General features: G+C 49.2%; 8 protein-coding genes and 1 pseudogene. 8 read left to right on the plus strand and 1 reads right to left on the minus strand.

Features of this window, described 5'->3' with window-relative positions; all coding sequences use genetic code 11:
* Positions 1–161: 161 nt before the first annotated feature.
* From ACQKE4_RS20190 to ACQKE4_RS20215, 6 genes and pseudogenes are all read left to right on the plus strand, one after another.
* Positions 162–431 carry a type II toxin-antitoxin system Phd/YefM family antitoxin gene (locus tag ACQKE4_RS20190; protein ID WP_086904841.1) on the plus strand — a complete coding sequence of 90 codons (270 nt, stop codon included), beginning with the start codon at positions 162–164 and terminating at the stop codon, positions 429–431.
* On the plus strand, positions 432–731 hold the full coding sequence (locus tag ACQKE4_RS20195; RefSeq protein ID WP_086904840.1) for a type II toxin-antitoxin system RelE/ParE family toxin: 300 nt from the start codon (positions 432–434) through the stop codon (positions 729–731).
* Positions 732–827: 96 nt separating this feature from the next.
* Positions 828–1,145, plus strand: a complete 318-nt coding sequence (locus ACQKE4_RS20200) for a hypothetical protein (protein ID WP_427390006.1) — start codon at positions 828–830, stop codon at positions 1,143–1,145.
* A gap of 100 nt (positions 1,146–1,245) precedes the next feature.
* Positions 1,246–1,635, plus strand: coding sequence for a YcxB family protein (locus tag ACQKE4_RS20205; protein ID WP_427390007.1), 390 nt, complete (start codon positions 1,246–1,248; stop codon positions 1,633–1,635).
* A gap of 107 nt (positions 1,636–1,742) precedes the next feature.
* On the plus strand, positions 1,743–2,060 hold the full coding sequence (locus tag ACQKE4_RS20210) for an antibiotic biosynthesis monooxygenase family protein (RefSeq protein WP_224851623.1): 318 nt from the start codon (positions 1,743–1,745) through the stop codon (positions 2,058–2,060).
* 92 nt (positions 2,061–2,152) lie between these two features.
* Positions 2,153–2,320 (plus strand): annotated as a pseudogene (locus ACQKE4_RS20215) (antibiotic biosynthesis monooxygenase family protein); the annotation flags it as partial.
* Between the two features lie 69 nt (positions 2,321–2,389).
* On the opposite strand, the gene ACQKE4_RS20220 reads toward ACQKE4_RS20215, so the two are convergent.
* A complete protein-coding gene (locus ACQKE4_RS20220) occupies positions 2,390–3,436 on the minus strand; it encodes an IS110 family transposase (protein ID WP_427390008.1) in 1,047 nt (348 codons plus the stop codon).
* Between the two features lie 206 nt (positions 3,437–3,642).
* On the opposite strand from ACQKE4_RS20220, the gene ACQKE4_RS20225 reads away from it, so the two are divergent.
* Positions 3,643–3,924 carry a type II toxin-antitoxin system RelE/ParE family toxin gene (locus ACQKE4_RS20225; RefSeq protein ID WP_427390009.1) on the plus strand — a complete coding sequence of 94 codons (282 nt, stop codon included), beginning with the start codon at positions 3,643–3,645 and terminating at the stop codon, positions 3,922–3,924.
* Positions 3,925–3,937: 13 nt separating this feature from the next.
* Positions 3,938–4,204: a HigA family addiction module antitoxin gene (locus ACQKE4_RS20230; protein ID WP_427390010.1), complete on the plus strand. Its 267-nt coding sequence runs from the start codon at positions 3,938–3,940 to the stop codon at positions 4,202–4,204.
* The last annotated feature ends 33 nt before the right edge of the window (positions 4,205–4,237 follow it).

The raw sequence follows: 4,237 nt of genomic DNA on the forward strand, positions 1-4,237 counted from the left end.
GAATCAAGCCGCTACATGCTGCATAACCAGGCCGTGCACCGGATGCCAAAACCTCCGCTTCGCTCTGGCTTTGTCACCGGTGACGGCAGGCGTTATGTTTCTTGACCGCACCTGTTAAATGGTGCTATTAATAGCACTAAATTGTTGGCTAGGTAACCACTATGCAAGTGAAATTTTCCGAGGATGTCATTCCTCTATCAGACCTGAAGATCAATCCCGGAAAGGTGGTTGGTCGAGCACAGGACACGCATCGCCCAATCCTGCTTACCAGCCGTGGCCGCGGCGTAGCGGTTGTGCAGGGGCTCGAGGATTATGAGAAAAGTGCAGAGGAATTGCGGTTTGTAAAAGCGGTGGCGCAGGGGCTTATGGATGTTCGCGAGGGCAACACCGTATCGTTGGAGGACGCCAAGAAAACGCTGGGCATCAAGTAAATGGAATTACGCATCGCACAGTCCGCTCTTGAGGACTTACAGGCTATTCAAGAGTATTACAAAGAGCAGGATGTTCCACATATCGGTGATGATTTCGTGGCTGCGATCTTGGAGCATAGCGAAATGCTTCAGCTCCACCCTGATGCTGGCCGTATTGTTCCTGAATTCAACCTGGATCATATTCGCGAATTGATTCACGCGCCATTTCGAGTTGTCTATCTCAGGCAAGCTAAAGAGGTTGTGCTCATACGAGTCTGGCGAAGTGAGAGGCAGCTTGAATTACCTGCAAACGAAACATAACCAAGCCATGCACCGGATGCCAAACCCTTCGCTTCGCTACGGCTTTGTCACCGGTGATGGCGGGCGTTATACATACACTCCGGTTAGGAAGGTTCGATGCTAGAAGAACTGGATTTTGACGAACTAAAAGGTGCATCTATCGTCGAAAAGCGACGGGCAATCAATCTCGCTTGTCGGCGGTACTCTTGGTACAAGGATCGACAGTATCTGAAAAAGTGCGCCATAGTACTTTTATCAGCTATCGTTGTAGCGTCAGCGGCGCTCGTTGTTTTACCTGGCTCGGTCTGGCTAATCCCGGTTGTTGCATTCACTACGGTGATAATAAGCTACTTATTGCGCTCGGATGAAGCGGAAAGAATTCGACCTCTCCTGAAACAATCGCTAAATGATGTGCGCCGGCATGCTCACATGTAAGTATAACCAATTGCTCAAGTACACTACGGGCCTTCGGCCCTTCGTGGGACGGCCTACACTTCGTTTCGGCCGCCCCTTAGCAAAGCGTTAGAGTTCACGAATGTTTTCAACAGTAATTCGCTATACATACACTGAATACAAGTCGATAGTAGACGCGGTTATGTTGCATGAGTTGGGCTACCCTGCTGTCACAAAGTGGCACTATAAGTATTTTTCGCATCCGATTTGCTTTTGTATTTTCATGTTTAAATCAATAACTGAGGGTACTTGCCAGTTTGTTTTTACCGAAGATGGCTTTGAGCGTAAATCAAACTCAGGAAGTATTCAGATGCAATGGTCAGACATTGGAAAGGTTGTTGATATAAAAGATGCGTTTCTACTTGTTGGTGCAATTGACGGTATAGCGCCATTGCCAAAGCGATGCTTATCGCAAGAGCAAATTAGTCTTATAAAAAGCTGGGCGGGGAGTAAATTAGTAAATGAACTCTAACAAATTGCTTAATTTCGTTCCGGCCACTAAGAACGTGGCCTCCACTGGACTGCCTACGCTGCGCTGCGGCAGCCAATTAGCAAAGCGTTAAATGCCTAGAGGGATCTATGTCAGAGCTAGCCAAAACTCCTGAGCCGCCGTATTACGCGGTCATTTTCAGTAGCCATCGCACCGAGGGTGACAACGGTTACGGGGAAATGGCAGACAGGATGGTCGAGTTGGCGGCATCCCAACCAGGTTTCTTGGGTATGGAGTCTGTGCGGGAGGATTTAGGTATCACGGTCTCTTACTGGGAAAGCCTGGAATCCATCACCAATTGGAAAAAGAACGCAGAGCATCGAGAAGCTCAGCGACTTGGCCATGAGAAATGGTACTCCAGCTTTCGGGTTCGTGTGGCAAGGGTGGAGCGTGAGTACGGCATTTAACCAAGCCAGGCACGGCGACGCCTACTACATTGCGGCTTCGCCTCCATTCCGTAGCCGCGCATGCTGGCGGCGTTAAATGCCTAGAGGGATCTATGTCAGAGCTAGCCAAAACTCCTGAGCCGCCGTATTACGCGGTCATTTTCAGTAGCCATCGCACCGAGGGTGACAACGGTTACGGGGAAATGGCAGACAGGATGGTCGAGTTGGCGGCATCCCAACCAGGTTTCTTGGGTATGGAGTCTGTGCGGGAGGATTTAGGTAGCAGACACCCGGTTTCAGCACACTCCGTGATGATCCAGTTAGACGTTGATCATCATCCTGCTGCGTGACTAACTCGTTAAAAAGCGTTGTTCATCAAACACCTTCTCGTTCTTTAACATGAAATAGACCGCACGCCCGAGCTTGTGGGCCAGAGCCGATAAAGCTTTGGCTTTACTCATGCGTTTCTGTAAACGTTGTAACAGTTTTTGAGCACCTGGATTGCCGCGGAGATAAAGCACAGTAGCCTCAGAAAAAGCCCATTTCAGATGGGCATTACCACCAATCTTGTTGCCCTGAGTGCCATAGGTTTTACCAGCCGATTCGGCTTTGCATTTGATCAGTCGGGAATAGGAGGCAAATTTCTGGACAGATTCAAAACGCCGAATATCACCCACTTCATACAGAATAGTGAGCGCAAGAATACGGCCAACGCCGGGAATGGTGGTTAATAAGTGGTAGTAGGTCGGCTGATGCTTTTTAGCCTGTTTTTCCAATAGCCATTCCACTTGGCTTAGTTCTCGGTGGTAGCACTCTAAAACGGCCATATCTAAATCGATATTGCGCTGAACGAGCGGGTCATCAAAGGTTCTGCCCAGTTGCTCTCTGGCACTGACATTTTTCAAGTTGACCTTGTTGGGTGGCAGATTGTACTGACTCGTAGTATTGACAACATGAGCTTTGAGATCCGCACCATGACGAACGAGCCCAGTGCGACGACGAAGTAAATCCCGTGTTGCTCGCATACTACGGGGGTAGGCATAAGCGAGGGGGAAGTTGCCACCGCGGATAAGCGCCGCAATCTTGTAAGAATCCACGCGGTCATTCTTTGTTTTACCGCCATGAATGGCCTTCATATAAAGGGCATGACCGAGAATGAAAGCAATGCCCTGGTCTTCACAGAAATCGGCGATCCAGTACCAGCAATGCATGCATTCAACCCCGATGACAAGATCGTCCAGGTAGGGTTCGATCAGATGCAGCAGAGGTTCTGGTTTGGCTGGAATCTCTTTATGCAGAAGGGTTTCACCCTGCTGATCCATGATACAGACGTATAGGCTACGGGCATGAAGATCAATGCCACAGTAGTGGCGATGAGTGCTATTGTAAAAGTTCATTGAGTCTTCTCCTGTTAGGTTTGGTCGCCTTTTCAGCTTAGCCAATCGGGCTGAGCTGGGGGAGAAGGCTCAATGAGTATCAAGTCACTGTTGTCGGACAATTTTTCCGCCGCTTCGCAGCTCCAAAATTGCCGCAAAGTTCTGCGTTATGCAGTCACTTCTATGTCGCATTGACAAGTGTCACGTGACAGAATACGCTTATCCCCATGATCAAATCCTTTGCTGACAAACTAACCCAAGAGCTCTACTCCAAGGGTAAGTCAAAGAAATTTCCTGTAGATGTTGCACCGAGAGCTGCTAGAAAGCTTGAATACGTGGATCTGGCCGAACAGCTTGAGGATTTGAAAGTGCCGCCCGGTAATCGCCTTCATCCACTGTTGGGAAACAGGCAGGGGCAGCATGCAATTTCAATCAATGATCAGTGGCGTATCTGTTTTCGTTTTGAAGGTGGCGATGCGTATGAAGTCGAAGTTTGTGACTACCACTGAGTGAGGTGATGATATGACTATTCTTAATACGACCGGTATGCAACGCAAACCCACACATCCCGGCGAAATGCTGAGGGAAGATTTTCTTCCGGATTATGGACTGACGGTTTCGGGGTTGGCCGAAGCTTTGGGTGTCTCTCGTCAGTCAGTTAATGAATTATTGCGCGAACGTCGTGCGGTTAGCCCTGAAATGGCGCTCAGGCTTGCTCGCTTGTTTGTGCGTATTCCGCCCTATCGTGACCGCCCATTCCGTTTGAACGTGACCGTCTGTTCTGGATGATGGTGACCGCGCATTCCGTTTTATCGTGACCGA

This window comes from Halomonas sp. NPDC076908 (assembly GCF_050269715.1).
Lineage (GTDB): Bacteria > Pseudomonadota > Gammaproteobacteria > Pseudomonadales > Halomonadaceae > Vreelandella.

Bases quoted from the DNA above. Each gene is read 5' to 3' on its own strand.
- ACQKE4_RS20195 (WP_086904840.1), top strand. From the start codon at position 432: ATGGAATTACGCATCGCACAGTCCGCTCTTGAGGACTTACAGGCTATT.
- ACQKE4_RS20220 (WP_427390008.1), bottom strand. From the start codon at position 3,436: ATGAACTTTTACAATAGCACTCATCGCCACTACTGTGGCATTGATCTT.
- ACQKE4_RS20200 (WP_427390006.1), top strand. From the start codon at position 828: ATGCTAGAAGAACTGGATTTTGACGAACTAAAAGGTGCATCTATCGTC.
- ACQKE4_RS20230 (WP_427390010.1), top strand. From the start codon at position 3,938: ATGACTATTCTTAATACGACCGGTATGCAACGCAAACCCACACATCCC.
- ACQKE4_RS20210 (WP_224851623.1), top strand. From the start codon at position 1,743: ATGTCAGAGCTAGCCAAAACTCCTGAGCCGCCGTATTACGCGGTCATT.
- ACQKE4_RS20205 (WP_427390007.1), top strand. From the start codon at position 1,246: ATGTTTTCAACAGTAATTCGCTATACATACACTGAATACAAGTCGATA.
- ACQKE4_RS20190 (WP_086904841.1), top strand. From the start codon at position 162: ATGCAAGTGAAATTTTCCGAGGATGTCATTCCTCTATCAGACCTGAAG.
- ACQKE4_RS20225 (WP_427390009.1), top strand. From the start codon at position 3,643: ATGATCAAATCCTTTGCTGACAAACTAACCCAAGAGCTCTACTCCAAG.